Raw genomic sequence first — 18,096 nt, forward strand, 5'->3', positions numbered from 1 at the left:
TTTGCAGGTCACGCTTGCCTCGCGTGATCGTATCGGGGTGACAGCCGAACAACTCAGCAACGTAACCGATCCCGCCATGGCCCAACTTGCTCGCTTCAATGGCCGCATACCGTCGTCGGTCCTTCTCGCTGAGCGATTCGTACAAATTCCGCATCTGCGTTTCAACATCGCCTCGGTAAACATTCTTCATCGCTGGCCTCCGTGGAAAGTGACGAAACCAGTTTACACGTTTCCCGAAGTTGTTTCCGAACAGGTCCTTAGTCGGCCACCCTGGGTTGGCGAATCGTTCGCTGCCCGATTTTCACCGCCGCCAAGTAGCTTAGTGCAACAACCGGAAACTGGTCGTTCCGCTGAACCATTGCACTGTCATCACCTCCGCGTCATCCTGCCATAATGGCAGTCGCCGGAGCTGGCCGATGGGCCCAGGAAATCGAGGCTGCCATTTTTGTCGCTTGAACTTTTTTGCTAGCCGTTCGTTTTGTTTTTCCTTCGTGAATAGCGTGCTAAACAGCCTGCTGCCTGTTTGGCACCCCTCTCAATCTGACGCAATATTTCACTCTGGCACAGTTCTTGCCACTCCTCTGGGCCGTTGAAAAAGTCTGACATCCTGATCAACCAGCGGTACTGAGCACTCGGGGACACTGAGCACTCGGGGACGCTGTCAAACAATAAACACCACTTTTCTAGAACAAACCAGCCTCGTGTTAAGCGGGGCGCCAGCCCTGCGGAGAAACAAAATGGCACAAGGCGAAAAAATCATCGGCATCGACCTCGGTACCACCAACAGCGTGGTGTCGATCATGGAGGGTAGCGAACCCAAAGTGATCCCCAACGCGGAAGGCAACCGCCTCACCCCGAGCGTCGTGGCGTTCACAGACAAGCAAGAGACGATCGTCGGCGAACCCGCCCGACGGCAAGCTGTTACCAACCCGAAACGCACCGTCTACTCGGTCAAGCGATTCATGGGTCGGCGGCACAACGAAGTCGAATCGGAAGAAAAGATGGTGCCCTACGGCATCACTGGCGGAGCAGGCGACTATGTAAAAATCCAAGTCGGCGACAACGAATACACTCCGCAAGAAATCTCAGCTAAGGTGTTGCGGAAGCTCAAGGAATCCGCTGAGTCGTACCTCGGACACAAGGTCAACAAAGCCGTCATCACCGTCCCGGCGTACTTCAACGATGCCCAACGGCAAGCCACCAAGGACGCCGGCCAGATCGCGGGCCTCGAAGTCGCTCGGATTATCAACGAGCCGACCGCCGCAGCCCTCGCTTATGGCCTGGACAAGAAAAAAGACGAAAGCATCATCGTGTTTGACCTCGGTGGTGGTACGTTTGACGTCTCGGTTCTCGAGGTCGCAGACAGTGGTGATGAAGAACAAGAGAGTCGCGTTTTCCAAGTCGTCTCGACGTCGGGTGACACACACCTTGGTGGTGACGATTTCGACGAAGCGCTGATTCACTATGTCGCTGACGAGTTCAAGAAAGAAAACGGCATCGACCTCCGTAACGATGCGATGGCGTTGCAACGGTTGCAGGAAGCCTGCGAGAAGGCCAAGAAGGAACTCAGCACGCTGCCTGAGACCGACATCAACCTGCCCTTCATCACGATGGATGCTTCCGGTCCCAAACACTTGACCATGAAGATTACGCGATCGAAGTTCGAAGAGCTCATCGACAAGCTCGTCGACCGTTGCCGCGGTCCTGTCATGCAGGCTCTCAAGGACGCCGGCATGAGCCCGAGCGATATCGATGAAATCGTGTTGGTCGGCGGTAGCACTCGAGTGCCCAAGGTCCGGCAAGCAGTGAAGGACATCTTCGGCAAGGAACCTCACCAAGGCGTGAACCCGGATGAAGTGGTTGCCATCGGTGCCGCGATCCAAGGCAGCGTTCTCGCGGGTGACCGCACCGACGTGCTGCTGCTCGATGTGACCCCACTCACCCTCGGTATCGAAACCGAAGGCGGCGTGATGACCGCATTGGTCGAACGCAACACGACGGTTCCCGCAGAGAAGAAGAACGTCTTCAGCACCGCGGCCGATAACCAAACCGCCGTCACGGTGCGGGTGTTCCAAGGCGAACGCAAGATGGCGAACTCCAACCGCTTGCTCGCTGAGTTCAATCTCGATGGGATTCCACCTTCCCCACGCGGTGTTCCGCAGATCGAAGTTAAGTTTGACATCGACCAAAACGGCATCCTGAGTGTTTCGGCGAAGGAACTCAAAACGGGCAAGGAAGCGCATGTCGAGATCAAAGACAGCGGAGCGTTGTCCGATGACGATATCTCGCAAATGAAGAAGGATGCGGAAGCCAATGCTGACGAAGACAAACGGCAGTTTGAGCTGGTCGAAGCACGCAACAAGGCCAGCCAACAGGTCTATCAACTCGAAAAACTGATGTCTGAAAATGCTGACAAACTCAGCGATGCCGACACCGCACCGATGAACTCCGCGATTGAGAAGGTCAAGACCGCCGCCGAGGGCGACGACTTGGCTGCGATCAAGTCCGCATCGGACGAACTCGATGCGGCCTCGCAAGCCTTCAGCAAGGTCCTCTACGAAAAGACCGATGCTGCGGGCGAAGCAGGCGAAGGCCCAGCGGCGGGAGCAAACGCTTCTTCCGGTGACGACGACGACGCGGTTGACGCGGAATTCGAAGTCAAAGAGTAGAGCTTCTAGCTTCTAGAAAAACGGGCCTTCGGGCCCGTCGAGATTGGTTGAGCGTTTCGGTATTCGCCGAAACGCTCGACCGGTTTCGCGACTCTCCTGTTCCTGTTGGTATTTGACGGACCACGACTCACTCACCTCTGAGCAGTTTCCATGGCGTTTCGATTCGATAAATTAACCACCCAGGCTCAGAGCACGGTTGCCGAAGCGCAAGATCAGGCGACCGAGGCCGGCAACGCGGAGATCACACCTCTGCACTTACTCGGCGCAGCCATGGCGCAGTCCGGCGGCATCACCAAGCCGATGCTCGAGAAACTCAATGTCGACACCCAGTCGCTGCAGGGGCTAATCGAGAGCGAACTGGAAAAACTGCCTCGGAGCAGCGGTGGCGGCCAGCCCCGTGTGAGCTCGAAGTTGCAGGAGGTCTTCCAAGCCGCCGATGAGGCGGCCCAGTCACTCAAAGACGAGTATGTCAGCACCGAGCATTTACTGCTCGGTCTGGCGCGGATCGAAAACACAGCCAAGAACCTGCTCGCTATGTCCGGCGTCACCGCGGACGACTTGCTCAAAGCAGCCAGTGAGATCCGCGGTTCTGCGCGGGTCACCGATCCCAACGCCGAGGCGACGTATCAAGCACTCGAGAAGTATGGCATCGATCTGACTCAGTTGGCCGAATCCGGGAAACTCGACCCCGTGATTGGGCGTGACAACGAGATCCGCCGCGTCATCCAGGTCCTCTCGCGACGCACCAAAAACAATCCGGTCCTGATCGGCCAACCCGGTGTCGGCAAGACCGCCATCGCCGAGGGACTCGCCCTGCGAATCTTTGAGGGCGACGTTCCCCAAAGCCTCAAGGGAAAACGCGTGATCTCGCTCGACATGGGCGCGCTCGTGGCAGGTGCAAAATTCCGAGGCGATTTCGAAGAACGACTGAAAGCTGTCCTTCGCGAGGTCAAGGATTCCGATGGTGGCGTGGTGCTGTTTATCGACGAATTGCACCTTGTCGTTGGTGCGGGCAACGCGGAAGGTTCCGCCGATGCAGCGAACCTGCTCAAACCGGAACTGGCGCGGGGCACGCTGCGCTGCATCGGAGCGACAACACTCGATGAGTACCGCCAAAACATCGAGAAGGACGCCGCGCTCGAACGACGGTTTCAACCCGTCTTCGTGGGCGAACCTAACATCGAAGACACGATCGCGATCCTGCGTGGCTTGAAATCTCGCTATGAGTCGCACCACGGCGTGCGGATCACCGACAGCGCCCTCGTGGCGGCGGCGAATCTCTCGAGCCGATACATCGCCGATCGCTTTCTGCCCGATAAAGCCATCGATTTGGTCGATGAGGCCGCCAGCCGATTGGCGATGGAAAAGGAATCGGTTCCCGAACCGATCGATCGCCTGCAACGTCGACTGCGACAACTCGAACTCGCCCATCGGCAACTCGTCGACGAATCAGAAGCTTCGGCCGTTGAAAAACGCACCGAAGTCGAAGACGAGATGGACGAAGTCAAAGCAGAGCTCGCTAGTTTGAAAGAACAGTGGGAGGCCGAAAAGATGGGTCTCGACGACGTCCAATCGATTCGCCAGGAAGCCGAGCAACTTCAACATCGCTTCGCGAAACTCGATTCCGAAGCCAAGGAGAAGCAACTGCGCGGCGACAGTCCTGAAGACCTGTACCGTGAGATGCTGCAGGTCCAAACCCGTCAACGCGAACTGCAGGTACGTATCGAAGAGGTCGAGGCCGCCGAGAATGCGAAAGCTGCGGCCGATGTCGAAGAGCGAGCCGATGCCTCCGAGCGCGACGATGCCGATCAGCGGCGGTTGCTGCGGCAGGAAGTCACCGAAGAAGAGATCGCAGAAGTCGTCAGCACGTGGACCGGTGTGCCGGTCTCGCGGATGATGGAAACCGAGCGGGCCAAACTACTGGTCATGGAAGAACGCCTGCACCAACGAGTCATCGGGCAAGACGAGGCCGTCACCGCGGTGTCCAATGCCGTTCGCCGCAGCCGCAGTGGACTGCAAGACCCGCATCGGCCGATCGGATCGTTCCTATTTCTGGGACCTACCGGTGTCGGCAAAACCGAACTCTGCAAAGCGCTCGCCGAAGTCATGTTCGATGACGATTCCGCGATGGTGCGAATCGACATGAGTGAGTTCATGGAACGGCACAGCGTCTCGCGATTAATCGGCGCCCCTCCCGGATATGTGGGATACGAAGAGGGCGGCAAACTGACCGAGGCGGTCCGCCGGCGCCCCTATGCCGTGATCCTCCTCGACGAGATGGAGAAGGCCCATCCCGACGTGTTCAATATCCTGCTGCAAGTCCTTGATGACGGGCGGCTGACCGATGGCCAAGGCCGGACCGTCGATTTCACCAATGCCGTCATCGTCATGACCAGCAACGTCGGCAGCCAGGTGATCCAGCGAGTGACCGAAGAAGGCGGTGAAGAGGAGGAGATGCGCTCAGCCGTCCACGAGGCTCTCAAAGCGCGGTTCCTGCCTGAGTTTCTCAACCGGGTGGACGACATCGTGATCTTCCATCCGCTGCAGCAATCCCAGATTCGTCACATTGTCGATCTACAGCTCGATGAACTGCGGAAGAGACTCGCCGTTCGCGGCCTGTCTCTCAACATCACTCCTGCTGCACTCGATGAGCTGGCAGCTGTCGGATACGACCCTGCCTACGGTGCCCGGCCGCTCAAACGAGCGATCCAGCGGGAGGTGCAAAACCCGCTTGCCAGTGCGTTGTTGAAGAACGACTATTCCGAAGGATCGACCATTGAAGTCGATTTCCAAGACGGGAACTTTGTGTTCGGTGGGAGTTCGGCTACGCAATCAGACTCAGAAGATTGATTCAGCAGATTGCAGTTTTAAATTAGCGTGGTTGCCCGCCGTTCTCTAAGAGCGGGTCTCGCCTGGCGTCGAGTAGCTCGGCGGTGATCGCATGAGCGTTGTCGAACGGACACCAGTTCGTTTCAACTCCCTTGCGTTCCAGCATTTCGCGTAGACGCTCTGAGTCCGCAAACGAGAGCACCTCGTCACGCCGGTCATTACTCCGCCAGCGGCAAAGCACCCAACTCAAGGAAGAAGCGGCGAAAACGCAGGAGCACTCGGCGACTTTGAAACCGGAGCCTTTGGAAGCCAGGCAACTGCTGGTCGCCAATATCTTTCATAACGACTTCATGCCGACAACTTCGGATCGAGACGACGTTGCATCGACTGTTGATACGATCACCACCCTCGAACGCATGAACCAGCCATTCGACCGCGGTGGTTTGCAGACACACGGTCCCGGCAGAATCGCAGATCCCTATAATGGTGTCGAGTTACCGCCGGCTAGTCGGTTTCGCCAGCGACGCACGGAGCTTAGAATCGAGACCGCTCTGACCCTTGTTTTGCCTCCTTGTTTCATCTAGTTGACGAGATGCTCATGTTACGTTTTGTTTTGCTGTGCCAGCTCATGGCAGGTCTAGTGTTTGCGTTGAATGGCTACGCCGATGACGTGCATCCAATGCCGCTGATCCTTGCCCATCGGGGAGGCGCGTTCGAGTTCGAGGAGAACACGATGGAGGGATTCCGGGCTTGCTACGAGCGCGGGATTCGTGGCTATGAAACGGACATTCGGATGACCAAGGACGGCGTGTTGGTCCTGTTGCATGACGATAGCCTGGACCGGACTCACAATGCCAGCGGCCCAGTCGAAGAGAAGACGGCGGCTGAACTGAAGGATGTGCAGACAAAGAAGGGCCAATCCTTCTTACTGCTGGAGGATTTCCTCGCCTATTTCCAGGACAAACCGGGTGTGTACCTGGAATTGGAGATGAAGACCAGCAACAAGGAATTGTATCCCGACGCCCGAATCGCTGAGTACTGCGACAAGCTGTATGCGATGGCCAAGAAGTACAAGCCAACGGATTCAGACTATCTCTTCACATCATTTGACGAACGACCTTTGGTGGCGATGCGCAAGCTGGACGTGCATTGGCCGATAGCGATCATTGCCAGCAAACCGCTGTCGCTTGAATTCATCAAGCGCGCCGAACGATTGCAGGCGACGCACATCGCGTGTCAAATTTCGGGGACTTCGCGTGAGATGGTGCAGCAGGCACAAAAACTGGGGTACAAAATCAACGGCTGGCCCGGCCGCAAGGTGGAGGATTACTACTTGGCGATCGGTCTGGGACTGGACGTTGCCTGCACAGACATCCCGACGGTGATTCAGCAGACCAAGGAGGATCTGCCGGCGCGAGACAAGGAGTGAACGAGCGACTGGTCTGTGCCGGCGATCCCGAATGGACCGCGAAACTGCCCGGTACAGTCGACTCATTGTTCGACGTATACAGTTCAGATAATCCGTTTCGCAGGTAGATGCGTTTCGCGGGGGTCACTGACGGCCCAACAATCGCGTCACTCAGATTTGGCGTACGTCGAGCGGCAGGCTCTTGGCCAGTGGGCTGAGCCGGATTAAGTTAGGTGAATGATTGTTCAGCGAACTCTATTTGCCCTGGTCGTATGCGTGCTGTATTTGCCCTTGGTCAGCGGCCAAGATGTCACCGACGATCTGCTTACTGCTGAGGAGCGGGCGTGGCTTGCCGAGCATCCCGGCATTCGGATGGCACCAACGCCCGACTACCCGCCGGCTGAGTGGTTCGATGAACAGGGAAACTACCAGGGGATCACGTCCGACTATGTCGATGAGTTGGAGCGGTTATTAGGGATTGAGTTTGAGATCGTCCAAACGGACTCCTGGTCCGAGAATCTTCGCATGCTGCGCGAGCGTGAAGTCGACATGTTTCCCTTGGGAGCTGAAACGGCAGATCGGCTCGAATACTCTCGGTTCACCCAGCCCTACATTCACTTTCCGGCCGTGATTTTGGTGCGCCACGGCGACGAACATCTCGACATGGATGCGCTCCGGGGTCAACGGGTTGCCGTGGCCGAGGGCTATGCCACTCATCGCTATTTGGAAACCGACCACCCGGAACTTGAACTTGTCCCCGTGCTGTCGGCTCGGGAAGGCCTGTTTGCGGTTTCCTCGGGGGCCGTTTCCGCGTTCATCAGCGACTACGCTTCAGCATCCTACGTGATCGAAAACGAAGGCATTGCTAACGTGCGAGTTGCCGGGGAAGCAGGGTACGTGTACCACATGGGATGCTGTGTGCGTAGCGATTGGCCGGAACTGGTCAGCATCTTGCAGAAGGGGCTCGATGCGATCTCACCGCAACGACGCAAGGAAATCACAAACCGCTGGATTTCTCCCCTCCCACCGCCCACACCAATCTACCGCCAAAGGGGATTTTGGGCTGTCGTCGTGGCGACACTGGCCTTGATTGTAGGCATCTTCGCCTGGAACCGATCGCTCAAACGCATCGTCTTGCAGCGTACCGAGGAATTGCGACAGCACCGCGATACCCTGGAGGAAACGGTCCAACGCCGGACTGCCGAACTGGACGAAGCTCGCATCGCCGCGGAGTCGGCCAGTCAGGCCAAGGGAGATTTCTTGGCCAACATGAGCCATGAGATTCGCACGCCCATGAATGCCATCATCGGCATGTCCGAATTGGCACTCGACACCGACCTGGATCGCGAACAGCGCGAGTACTTGCAAACGGTGCTGTCGTCCGGTGAAGCCCTCTTGATGTTGATCAACGACATCCTGGACTTCTCCAAAATTGAAGCCGGCAAGTTAGATCTGGACAGTATCCGATTCAAACTGCGCGATGTGTTGGGCGATGCCACGCACACCCTCGCGGTACGTGCACACAAAAAAGGTCTCGAACTGGCTTGCCATGTGCTCCCCGAAGTTCCCGAATACCTGATCGGTGACCCCGGCCGTCTCCGGCAGATCATCGTCAACCTGATCGGAAACGCGGTCAAGTTTACCGAAGAAGGAGAGGTTGTCTTAAAGGTCGACGTCGAATCTCAGAATGAGGATTCTGTCGTCTTGCACTTCGCCGTCTCGGACACGGGCATTGGGATTCCGGATCACTTGATCGACAAAATTTTTGGTGCATTTGATCAAGCCGATACCTCGACCAGTCGCAAGTTTGGGGGTACCGGATTGGGGTTGTCGATTTCCAAACAACTCGTGGCCTTGATGGACGGTCGGATTTGGGCCGAGAGCACGGTAGGCATCGGCACGACGTTTCACTGCACCGCGAGTTTCGGTGTCCAGGATCCCGATACGATTCCGGTGGCGGCTGAATTGAGTGAGCTGCAAGGTTTGAAAGTCTTGGTGGTCGACGACAACGAGACGAACCTCAAGATTTTGAATGAGATGCTGTCGCACTGGGGACTTGTGCCGACCATCGTCGACAGCCCGCAAGGTGCCATGCACCTGCTAGGTGGCGATGATTCCAAGTCGCCGTTCCAACTGATTCTGTCTGATGTCAACATGCCGGGCATGGACGGATTCGACTTTCTCAGCTGGGTTCGCGCCCGACCCCAATTGGAAAAAATCACAGCCATGATGCTGACTTCGTCGCGCAGCAGTGGCGATTCAGCGCGCGCCAAAGCCATTAATGTGGCGGCACTGCTAACGAAACCCATCAAGCAATCGCAACTGTTGGAAGAGATCGAGACGGCGATGGGGGCGAGTGGTGCCCTGAAGCCAAAGTCGGAAACATCGGATGACGGCGATCCGTCCGTGGTCGGACCTTTGCACATTTTATTGGCCGAAGATCACCCTCCCAATCAACAGTTGGCAGTGCGGCTGCTGGAGAAGCATGGTCACACCATCGTGGTCGCCAATAATGGTCGCGAAGCCATTGAGGCCTTGAAGCACGAACGGTTCGACTTGCTGCTGACGGACATTCAGATGCCTGAGATGGACGGCTTCGCGGCTACCAAGGTTATCCGTGAATCTGAAGAAGGAACCCACCAACATTTGCCGATCATCGCCATGACCGCACACGCGATGAAGGGTGACGCTCAACGCTGCCTCGACGGTGGTATGGACGGCTACGTCTCTAAACCCGTGCGAAGAAAAGCCCTTTACGCCGCGATCGATGAAGTGATGCAAAACGCAGTCGCGCCTCAGCCAGTAGCCGAGGCCAGCAAACCCGCAGATACGTCCGAGGTTGACGCTAGGAAGGTCTTCGATGAAGAAGAGCTGAAACTAGAGTATGAGGGTGATGAAGACCTGCTGGCCGACATGATTGAGTCTTATTTCCAGCTCGTGCCCCAATTGATCAGTGATCTGGAAACTGCGATCGAAAAAAACGATGCCGCAGCCGTATGCGAGACCGCCCATACACTCAAAGGCGGCAGCGGTAATTTTTTCGCGGACGCCGCCTTCACCTCTGCTCAAACGCTCGAACAAATGGGCAAGGACGAAAACTTGTCGCATGCCACTGCGGCCTGGCAGCAACTGCGAGACGATCTGGTTAGCCTGGAAACAGAACTGCGACGATGCGTTGGATAATGGCACAGTGATAGAGCTGGCTGTCGTGGACAAGGCCACGAGTCCTCCGCACGTGCTGGCTGAAGAGGACTCGTCGGCTCCTGTTGATTACCCACAAGTTTGCTCCCCCGTGTGCTTGTCACACGCCGAAGCGACGTTTTCAAATGAGAACACCGCGGTATCGACACAAGTTCCCCTGTCAGACAAGCTGACAGGGAATCCGGTTTTGTGGGTTGGGTAATGACAAGCTCGTCGCCTCGTCCACTTCCCCAAAATTAAGATGCGACGCAGCACTCGGAGTTTACCGGAAAAGGGGTCTGCCTCTCTCCGGCGAGGCTGTGAAAAACCATGTCAGTTGACTCGCCTCCCATGGGTCAGCCCTCTTTTCGGATGAACTCAAAGGAACCGATCATTGAACGTATTGATTGCTGAAGACGAATCCGCGACTCGCATGCGGCTGCAACGGAACCTCGAAAAGTTGGGGTTCCAGGCTACCGCCGCGGAGAACGGCGCGGAAGCTTGGAAGTTGTTTCAGGAGGGAGAATTCCCTTTGGTGCTGACCGATTGGATGATGCCAGAAATGGATGGCCTGGAACTGGTTCGCAAGATCCGAGCCAGCGGGCAGCAGCAATACACCTATATCATCATGCTGACGTCGAAGAGCGAAAAGAGTGAGCTCGTGGAAGGCATGGAGGCTGGCGCGGACGACTTCGTGTCCAAACCGTTCGACCGCAATGAACTTCGCGTCCGGGTGCGTGCCGGTCAGCGGATCATTGAGCTGGAGCAGGCTCTTTCGCTGCAGAACCAACGCATGAAGACGGATTTGGATGCCGCTGCCGAGCTGCAAAGCTCGCTGCTACCCTCACGGGCACCCGATGTCGCGGGTGTCTCCTTTTGCTGGGCGTTTCGGCCCTGTGATGAATTGGCTGGAGACATCCTGGGCGTGTTCAAACTGGGAGACAATCGTATTGGGTTTTACGTTGCCGACGTCAGCGGTCACGGCGTTGCCGCATCGCTACTCTCGGTCAGTATCAGCCGGATGATGGACCCCACACCGTCGCCATCGTCACTCTTGTACGAAACGGCGCCCGACAACGGCGAGCTGAACATCCGCCCTGCCTGCGAGGTGCTGCGTGAGCTGAATCGACGCTTTCAAATCGAAGAGTGCGGCGGCAAGTTTTTCTCGATGGCGTATGGGATCCTCGACCCAAGCACCCGAAAATTGCAGCTCGCATCAGCGGGGCATCCTCCAGTGATTCGGGTTTCGAAGGACCAGGTCGCCGTCGCACTGGAAGCCGAAGGCATGTTAATCGGTGTGATTGACGACTATGAATTCGAGGATTGCGAAGTCCAATTGAACCCCGGTGATCGGCTGGTCGCCTACTCGGACGGTGTCGTCGAACAACTCGACGCCAACGATGAAGAGTTCAGCGAGAAAAGGCTCAACGAGCAATTGGCCGACACCCGCAAAATTTCGCTGGAAGAAGCGATCGAAAAACTCGAATCATCCGTTGTCGCGTGGAGTCACGAGGGGCATCTCAACGATGATCTGTCGATCCTGGCGATGGATCTCACCTAAGCATTGCTGGGTTCAGCAAATTAAAAAGGTCCATCCGACGGAAGCGTGCGCAGAGCACAGCGGAAGTTTTTTTGAGGCATGGCTCTCGTATCCAATGATCGTTCAAAAATGCGTCCCTGACGAACAAACGCTCGCCAGGGACCGACAACACCATTGGCGTACCGCTTTTGCAGGGAAACGCTGGCGACCGAGATATCCCTTGCCAAGCCCGCACCTCTGCAGAGCTCGGCTCCGTTTCTTCCGGCAGTGCCAGTCTAACATTGATAATCACGTCCCACAAATCAATCCTTGGATACGGGAGCCATGCCTTGAAAACCTCGGGCCCACGCTTCCGTCGGATGTGCCATTAAAACTTGCCCGAGGGGATGAACAGCTTCGTTGGATTCACGACCTCGCTGCCATTTTTTTGCATGATCTCACGACGCAATCAGATCCGTTCATTTCAATCCAGACCGCTCCGGTAGCGTCTCCGATGAAAACGACCAGAGTGCCTCGTTGGTGCGAATCAGTAGGTCGCTGCCCGCGATGACGACCGAGGCGTTGGTGGTTTCGTTGAGTTCGTTGACAGCGACTTCTTTGAATTCTTCGCGATTGGGCTCGAACACCGTCGTCCTACCGGATTTGTCCAGCAAGAACATGCGGCCGTCGGCCGTTTGCGTGATGCTGGCCCAAGTCCCACCGCCGCCGATGCGTTCTTTCCAAAATTCCTCCCCGGACTGGACATCGAAGCAACTCAGAATTCCGTCGATGCCGCTGATGTAGATCACACCTTCGTGAGCGACGCCGGTACCCAACCAGCCGCTGTCTTGGGGACGGTGCCACACCCGGTGCGTTGACGTGACATCACCGTGGCCGCCAGCCTGAACGGCGAATGACGCGCCGCCATATCCGCCCAGAACGACGATCGTATCGCCGGACTGCATCGGCGACACGTAGGCCAAGGGAGCGACGTCGCCACAGGTCCAGAGACGCTCGCCGGTCAGCGGATTGAATCCCTGCACTCGTCGTGGCAACACGGCGACCAGTTCATCGTGCCCGTCATCGGAATCAGGATTCGTCGAGTCTGCGTCAACATGGACAATGATCGGCGTGTTCCAAGAACCCCGCAACCGCTCGCTGCGTGATTTGTCGCTGTTGAAATCGTTCGCATTGCCGTCGTTCTCCGGACCGCTCCATTTTCGCTCGGCCTCGTCATCGAGCGAATCGATTTTCCAGCGAGTCTCGCCGGTGGTCTTGTCGACCGCGATCAGGAACTCTCGCTCACCTGGCCCGAAGTTCAGCAAGCACAAATCCTGATACAGGATCGGGGAGGAGCCGTAGCCCCACATATGATTCTGTTTGCCAAGGTCACGGCGCCACATTTCATTGCCCTCGACGTCGTAACAAACCAGCCCCGCCGAACCGAACCAAGCGATCACGTGTTGGCCGTCGGTGACGGGTGATGCCGAACAATAGGGATTGGTTTTATGGCTCGATTCAGACTTGGAATAGGTAATCCCACGCCGCCATAACTCTTGACCGGTTTTCCGGTCGAAGCAAATCAGCGCGCGAAGGTTGGATTCAGAAACTGGCTGCGTCACGAAAATACGATCGCCCCATACGACCGGTGTCGAGTTGCCCGGTTCGGGAAGCTCGACTCGCCAATTGACATTGAGATCCGGTCCCCATCTCGACGGGACCTCGGTCGCCGACGTTTTGCCGGAACCGTTCGGGCCACGCCACTGGGGCCAGTTCTGGTCTTCACAATGACCTTGCGTCGCCATGACGAAATGGCTGACCACGAGCAATAATCCGAATAAATTTTTCATCAGCAAAACTTCCTGAATCGAATGGACGCTTGTTTCTGCGTTCTATACCTGAGGCTTTGTTCGTGCAGACTGGACGACAGGGACCATTAGAGCCGACCAGGACGAGTTCGGGGCATAGTTCTGCCTTTTGGTTGTCCGAGTTTCGTTCGGCACCGGGCATGCCCACCGACGCCGTCAAGTTGACGACGACAGCCCCAGCCGCAATGGAGTTACTACCGGTGCTGATCGGAATGGCGTGGACTTAGTGAGCCGACGGCGCTAGCCGAATGCCACTTACTTTGGCCCCGTTTGGGGCATGGCTAGGTTGGTAACCCGATGCGTCAGCGAGGAAAATGCAGTGTTTTGCGTGGTCAATAGATGACCCTCGCTCACGTCCTGGAAGGCAACGACGGGAGCCATCTTCCGCTCAGTCGTTCGTGGTGTTCGACGTCGCTTTCGAAAGGAAATCGAGCGTCGAGTCAACAAACTCCTCTGGAGCGTCCTGCGGCACCCAATGGGAACAATTTTTGACCGCATGCAGCTGCGCGTTGGGAATATCTTTGACCAATTTTTCGGCAGTTGAGATCGGTTGCCAGTTGTCATCGACACCCCACAGCAACAGGGTAGGTTGTGGCATCTGGTTCAAACGCTCTGTCAGGCGCGTCGTGTGATTCGTGTTCAGGCTGGAGGCATTTCGCACCATGCTGACGATTCCCTCGCGATCCAAATACGGACCCGTGATTCCCTCGCGGAACTCATCGGTCAGCCGTTCGGGTCTCGATAAACCAACCTGGAAACTCTCTTCGAGAAGCTGCTTGATGTCCTCCGGGCTCATCTTTGCATTGCGAGGATGTCCTAACTCGAGCATTTCATCGATGGGCCAACTGTCGTAGGCAACACTGTTAGAAAGCACCATGGACCGGACCGTTTCGGGACTGCGGTCGGCGAGAATCAACGCGACGCCGCCACCAATATCATGGGCGATAAAGTGGGCACTGGGGATGTTGAGCTGAGCCAGAAAACGCTCAACGACGTCCGCCTGGAATTCGATCGAGCGGTCGAACCGGTCGCGTCGATCGGAGTATCCGTAACCGGCCATGTCGATCGCAATGACGCGGTAATGTTCTGCGAGCGGGTCGATGATCTCATGAAACAGATACGACCAGGTAGGGATACCGTGCAGCAGCAGTAGCGGTTCGCCCTCGCCGACATCGGTATAGGCCAAGGTGAGTGAATCATCGATCAGACCGTCGAGCGAGACTGTCTGCTGACGATTGCGAAATGTTTGCAAGTCCATGGAATCTCTCTGGGTAAGACGTTGGTCGGAAGTCGCGAAACGCCTGTCTCGCGAGCACAGGTTTCCTGATGCTGCCAGCTGGTGGTGACCACCTGGTTAGCAACACACGATGAACAAGTGTCGGTTTTAGTAGTGGACGAGGCGGCGAGTCCTGCGGCTCTGGACTCGTCGCCTCGTCCACTACGACAGAAATTGATCGTGCGTTACTTAACATCCTATCCGAAAAGCCGCCGCCCCCTGTGGAGGCGGGCCAGCACCACTGCATGGTATCGACGTCATGGACGTCAGTCGTCGTCGCCGATCACATCGCCTTCGACGAGTTCGGCAGGGTCGATCACGAGGTGTTTGATCTTCTGACGTTTCCAGGTATAGGTGATGTGAACCAATCCGTCATCGGACTCAATGATGGCTGGGTAGCTGAACTCGGCGTTCTTTTCCTGCTCGAGGACGCCTGCCTTCTTCCAGGTGATACCATCGTTGGAGATAGCGAGGTTGATGAGTCCGCGTTTGCCCCAACCGCTGTCGCCCGACCCCAAGTGGTTGTAGATGAGGAGGTGGCGTCCATCGGCGAGGGTGACGGCGTCGATCCCCGAGTTGGGATTGGGCAGATTCGTCGCCTCCATCTCGGACCAGGTCTGGCCCGCATCGGTAGAGCTGCTACTGGAGACGACACCTTCCTTGGTGCGGCAAAGAACCTGCAAGCGACCATCGGCATGGGTCACCAAGGTGGGCTGGATCGCGTTGAACTCGCTCGCGTCATTGATCGGTCCGACGCGGTCCCACGTTCCCGTTGGCATTCCATCGACCAAGGACACCGATTCGAAATGGACACGCCAGCCGTCGTATTCGGTGGACGAGCCACAGAGAAGTGTGGTGGAGTCCTGCATCAAGATCGGTTTGCAGCGAACGGGTCCATCGATACCTTCGGGGAGTCGCCGGCGGTCGCGGAAGGTGCGTCCCCGATCGTAACTCACCATCATTTCGCCCCACCACTCTCGCGGGTTCGGGCCGACTTTGAAAAATAGCAAGGTCGGAGCATCGCCTGGGGGTTGGAAGAGTACCGGGTTCCAACATGGATATCGCAGCCCATTGTGCTGGACACCATCAGCAACCTGGCGTGGCGAACTCCACTTGTTGCCGTCGTGATAACTCGTCCAGATTCCAACATCGTCCCTGCCCTCTTTGCTGCCCCCAAACCATGACGCGACGAGCCCGCGCGTCGTTTGGCAGATCGTAGAGGCGTGAGCCTCTTTAAACGGAGCTTTGTTGAAGATGAACTCTTCCTGGACGAGACCAGCCACCCGTGGCGGCTTGGGAGCATCGGGTTGCTTCGCCGAGGTTTGTTCGGTGTCAAAGGAGACACAGTCGTCGTGGGCTGCGTAATAGATTCGTCCGTTCTCACTGCCGACCAAGAGATCGGGCTTGCCATCGCCATCGAAGTCGCAGACCGCGGGGCTGGAAGTGTGCCCAGCAACGTTTCGCTTCGCCAGATTGCCGACCTTTTTGAGAACGACTTTACCGTCGCGACTTTCGCAGTTGCGGTACCAGGTCGCATTTTCCGAATTGACGAGCAAGTCGAGTCGCGAGTCACCGTCCCAGTCGACCATCGCCAATTTGACTCGGCCAGAACGGCCACATGTCCCCGTGTTGAGCTGCAGCGGATTGCCGGCTTCATCGATAAAGATGCGTTGGGCAGGTCCGGCACCGGAACGCAGTGTCAGGAAACCCTCTTGATCCAGCATGACCAGGTCGAGTTGGGAGTCGTTATCAAAATCCAGAGCCAGCGGAGTGGTGCGCCATTGGGTCAACGTTTCGCTCGAGGGTGTCTGCCACCAATACCACTTTGGTGGCAGCTCGCTGAGCCCGGAGTCGAAGGGGACTTCGCGCATGACACCGTCCTCATTGAGCAGCAAGCCCACGCGGCCGAGGATCGAATTGTAAACGATGTCACCGTCTCCATCGCCGTCCCAGTCAGCGACCGACAGCGTGGTGTAGCCCCACTTGGCTTCGCAGGGGCCTTGGATCGATCCGCTCGGTCCCGCCATAACGCGGAACGGCTTCGTGCCGTCAGCCGTTTTGACCTCGAGCAGCTTCGGGGCGTTCCATTTCGGCTTCCCATTTTCACCCTCGCCGAGGTTCTCAAAGAACCCGATCGAACCGGCGGTGTTGCCGCACAAGATGTCTTCGTCGCCGTCACGGTCCCAGTCGTATGCGAAGGGAGTCGCGAGGGCTCCGAACTTCAGCGTGTCGGCCTGTTGACGAAAATAGACGGGCGATTCGAACTGGGGCACCCCGTCGACGAGCTGGCCACTGTTCTCGACCAGGGCCACGCGGCCGTCCTCGTCACCGACAATCAGATCCATGTCGCCGTCGGCGTCCCAGTCCACTGCCGTCGGCGTGATCATCTGCAGATCCATGACCAAGGGGTCGCCACTGCGTTGCAGCAGTTTGACCCCGGCCGCGTATTGAGGGTTCTCCCGCGTGCCTGAGTTTTGGAAATAGGTAAAACCATCTAGGAACTCGCCGCAGAGCAGATCGAGGTCACCATCGCCATCGAAGTCTGCAAAGTTAGGAGATGGCCATCCGTAGACGTCCACTTCGCCACCGCCCGCTCGCAGTCGATACGGTTTGTCGGAGTATTTTGGTTCCGCGTCACTGCCCTCGTTGGTGATGATGTAGACGTAGCCATGAAGCGGTCCATTTCTCCAATTGCCAGCGTTGTCGTAAGCGTGGTCCCACGCCAAATCATTCCAGTCGCCCAAGCCTACAGCGATGTCATGGTCTCCGTCGCCATCGAAGTCAACATAACGCCACATATTGGCGCGCGTATGGCCGTTGACGAGCGACTTCGGGTTGGTGGGTGCGGGAATCTTATTCGATTTCTTAAAGTCAAATTTCCCTGATTGTTGATCGCGCCGATACTCATGGTCGGAGCGGAGCACGACGGACTCGCCATTGATCTGACTCAACATCATGTAGTGGTAGCCGTTCCCAATGCGGACTCCGGGCAAAAACACCGGAAACTTTTCATTGGGGTCCTGGGAAGGATTTTCGAAGAAATAGGTGCCCTGGGACGGTTTGTCGGGGCAGCCCACGAGCAAGTCCATGTCGCCGTCGCCGTCGTAATCCAAGGGCAGCGGGTAGGCCCACAAGCCGACGCCGAGATCCACTTCCAAACCGGGATGGTTGTATTCCAGTGGCGTGAGTTTGAAGTCAGACTCATCCGCCATCACGCTGGCGGCGCAGACGAATGCGGCGAGGCAAGTCAGAGTGGCATACGGTATACGGATGCTAGAACGCATGGGGGATCCAGTGGTGGGTGTACTCGGTGTGTCTTCAAACCCGCAGCGCGATAAACGCGAGGC

General features: G+C 57.0%; 8 protein-coding genes and 1 pseudogene. 5 read left to right on the plus strand and 4 right to left on the minus strand.

Features of this window, described 5'->3' with window-relative positions:
* A pseudogene (locus CA85_RS14630) lies at nucleotides 1-190 on the minus strand (hypothetical protein); the annotation flags it as partial.
* Nucleotides 191-737: 547 nt separating this feature from the next.
* Between CA85_RS14630 and dnaK the strand changes: the two are divergent.
* From dnaK to CA85_RS14660, 5 genes are all read left to right on the plus strand, one after another.
* Entirely contained in the window at nucleotides 738-2,669 is a 1,932-nt protein-coding gene (gene dnaK / locus CA85_RS14635) for a molecular chaperone DnaK (RefSeq protein WP_146392078.1), read from the plus strand.
* A gap of 150 nt (nucleotides 2,670-2,819) precedes the next feature.
* Nucleotides 2,820-5,519, plus strand: a complete 2,700-nt coding sequence (gene clpB / locus CA85_RS14640; protein ID WP_146392079.1) for an ATP-dependent chaperone ClpB — start codon at nucleotides 2,820-2,822, stop codon at nucleotides 5,517-5,519.
* A 577-nt stretch (nucleotides 5,520-6,096) separates the two neighbouring features.
* Nucleotides 6,097-6,927 carry a glycerophosphodiester phosphodiesterase gene (locus tag CA85_RS14650; RefSeq protein WP_246112814.1) on the plus strand — a complete coding sequence of 277 codons (831 nt, stop codon included), beginning with the start codon at nucleotides 6,097-6,099 and terminating at the stop codon, nucleotides 6,925-6,927.
* Nucleotides 6,928-7,143: 216 nt separating this feature from the next.
* Entirely contained in the window at nucleotides 7,144-10,089 is a 2,946-nt protein-coding gene (locus CA85_RS14655) for a response regulator (RefSeq protein WP_146392082.1), read from the plus strand.
* A gap of 391 nt (nucleotides 10,090-10,480) precedes the next feature.
* Nucleotides 10,481-11,647, plus strand: coding sequence for a PP2C family protein-serine/threonine phosphatase (locus CA85_RS14660; protein ID WP_146392083.1), 1,167 nt, complete (start codon nucleotides 10,481-10,483; stop codon nucleotides 11,645-11,647).
* 437 nt (nucleotides 11,648-12,084) lie between these two features.
* Here CA85_RS14660 and CA85_RS14665 read toward each other — a convergent pair whose 3' ends face one another.
* The 3 genes from CA85_RS14665 to CA85_RS14675 form a co-directional block, all read right to left on the minus strand.
* Nucleotides 12,085-13,455: an outer membrane protein assembly factor BamB family protein gene (locus CA85_RS14665; RefSeq protein WP_146392084.1), complete on the minus strand. Its 1,371-nt coding sequence runs from the start codon at nucleotides 13,453-13,455 to the stop codon at nucleotides 12,085-12,087.
* 406 nt (nucleotides 13,456-13,861) lie between these two features.
* Complete coding sequence (locus CA85_RS14670) at nucleotides 13,862-14,731, minus strand: alpha/beta fold hydrolase (protein WP_146392085.1); 870 nt, start codon at nucleotides 14,729-14,731, stop codon at nucleotides 13,862-13,864.
* A 284-nt stretch (nucleotides 14,732-15,015) separates the two neighbouring features.
* Entirely contained in the window at nucleotides 15,016-17,961 is a 2,946-nt protein-coding gene (locus CA85_RS14675; RefSeq protein ID WP_391564875.1) for an exo-alpha-sialidase, read from the minus strand.
* Nucleotides 17,962-18,096 lie beyond the last annotated feature (135 nt).

Source organism: Allorhodopirellula solitaria (assembly GCF_007859855.1).
Classification (GTDB): Bacteria; Planctomycetota; Planctomycetia; order Pirellulales; family Pirellulaceae; genus Rhodopirellula; species Rhodopirellula solitaria.